General features: G+C 40.1%; 2 protein-coding genes. Both read right to left on the bottom strand.

What is annotated here, in order from left to right; all coding sequences use genetic code 11:
- Nucleotides 1-348: 348 nt before the first annotated feature.
- Nucleotides 349-606: a hypothetical protein gene (locus L975_RS09615; RefSeq protein ID WP_047708357.1), complete on the bottom strand. Its 258-nt coding sequence runs from the start codon at nt 604-606 to the stop codon at nt 349-351.
- Entirely contained in the window at nt 606-1,187 is a 582-nt protein-coding gene (locus tag L975_RS09610; RefSeq protein WP_052181379.1) for a helix-turn-helix domain-containing protein, read from the bottom strand. The genes L975_RS09615 and L975_RS09610 overlap by 1 nt, the downstream gene beginning before the upstream one ends.
- Between the last annotated feature and the right edge of the window lie 428 nt (nt 1,188-1,615).

Raw genomic sequence — 1,615 nt, 5'->3', positions numbered from 1 at the left:
TTAGCCCCTGAACCTGCTACACGGATGTCCGATGACCGCGGAGCGGTTAGAGGGCACTCTGTGTATGCTGGCTTACGTTGGAATAGGTGTTTTAGGTGGGCGGGAAAAGCAGAGCAAAAGCGGCTTAACAGGTGGTTGCGCTCACTACGTGATCACAACCACCTTCGCCAAGCTTTGGGGTCGTTACAGCCCGTAAAGGGTTCGCTTCGCCGCTACGCGCCCTTGACTGGCTTTCACTCAAATGAGGCATTAAAAGCTCTCTGAGGCGATTCTAGAGGCCTTCACGGCCGTTTTTACAGGGGCTTGCATGTCCCATTCTTTCAGTAGATATGGATTTTATGTGCAACTCTAAGCTTTATAACCGAAAGTAAGACCTTCCAAATCTAATCTGACAGAAAGAACATTTATATCTTCACTTATATTTTTTATAAAAGAATATAAATCATTTTTATATCCATCATATGGATGATAACAAAAATGACCAGCGCATAGCGCATCAATCAGAAGCGTTATATTTACAAACTCGGTTTTTATTAATGAATCTTTTTTAAGAAATGACAATGTAATCATTTCATTTTCATCTGAAAACTCGACATTAACAACCATTACATTAAATCCAAGTCTGTTTGATCTGGAGGAAGCAACTCATCATTTCCGATTAAAATTGGTGTTTTTGTTCCCAGGAAGGGAAAGTGTTTCGTCTCTATTGCGTCCCAGTCCTCGGCAGACAGCTCCTGCTCATCTTCTGAAACTATCACACTGGCAGAGAATATGGCATATCTTCTTTTATCTGTTAAATCACTCCAAAATACTTTTTCATTTACAATGTAGGCATTAGCTGTTCCTATTTTTAATGTTTTCAACCATCGCCCCTCTTCTAAAACTTTAACTGCGTTATAAACAGAAGTTCTTCCTTTACCAACTATCTGGCATAATGTTTTCTGACTAATGACGACCGCGTTTTGTTTATTCATTTTCTCGGCTATGATCATTAATATCTTTAAAGATAGTTTGTTTTTATCCGCCAAAACTCGGATGTCTTTCATTGATTGCCTGCTAACTTGAACAAAGTCTGCAGGGTGTCTTTTGCTTTTTTCAGTTCGTTCTTTTTGCATAAGATCAATCAGCTTGTTCTTTTCATCTTTTAGCTGCTTGATTTGGGCTAACAGGTCTTGTTCTGTACTCATGGTTTCATCAGCTCCTAGGGTGAACATATACAACCAGTTTTGCGGAACAGTCAGTTCAACTTTAGTGAACGTAATGTTCAATAAAGCAGAGCATAACAGTCATTAAAATTGAACTCAACGTTCACATATGTTCACTCTAGGACTGAACATATATGTTCAATATAGTTGAACATATGCCACCCCTATGTAATTGAAATATATAGAAATCTCTATTTTACACTCTAAGTCTAGTTTTTAGTCTCTAAAATCGACTAAAAACTGAACAGTACCTCCCTCCCTTTGGTCGGGCATTTTTGGGGTCAAGGTTCGCCATCGGCGACCGCGAAGCGGCTTGACCTTTACGCCAAAAAAGACCGATCAAGCTGGTAGCAGGTGGTTGTGATCACGTAGTGAGCGCAACCTCATGCCAAGCGCTTTGTTTTTAGGGG

This window comes from Plesiomonas sp. ZOR0011 (genome assembly GCF_000800945.1).
Taxonomy (GTDB): Bacteria; Pseudomonadota; Gammaproteobacteria; order Enterobacterales; family CAMTGL01; genus Plesiomonas; species Plesiomonas shigelloides.
Note: the sequence above shows the minus strand (reverse complement) of the source record. Positions and strands in the feature narration are given on the sequence as shown.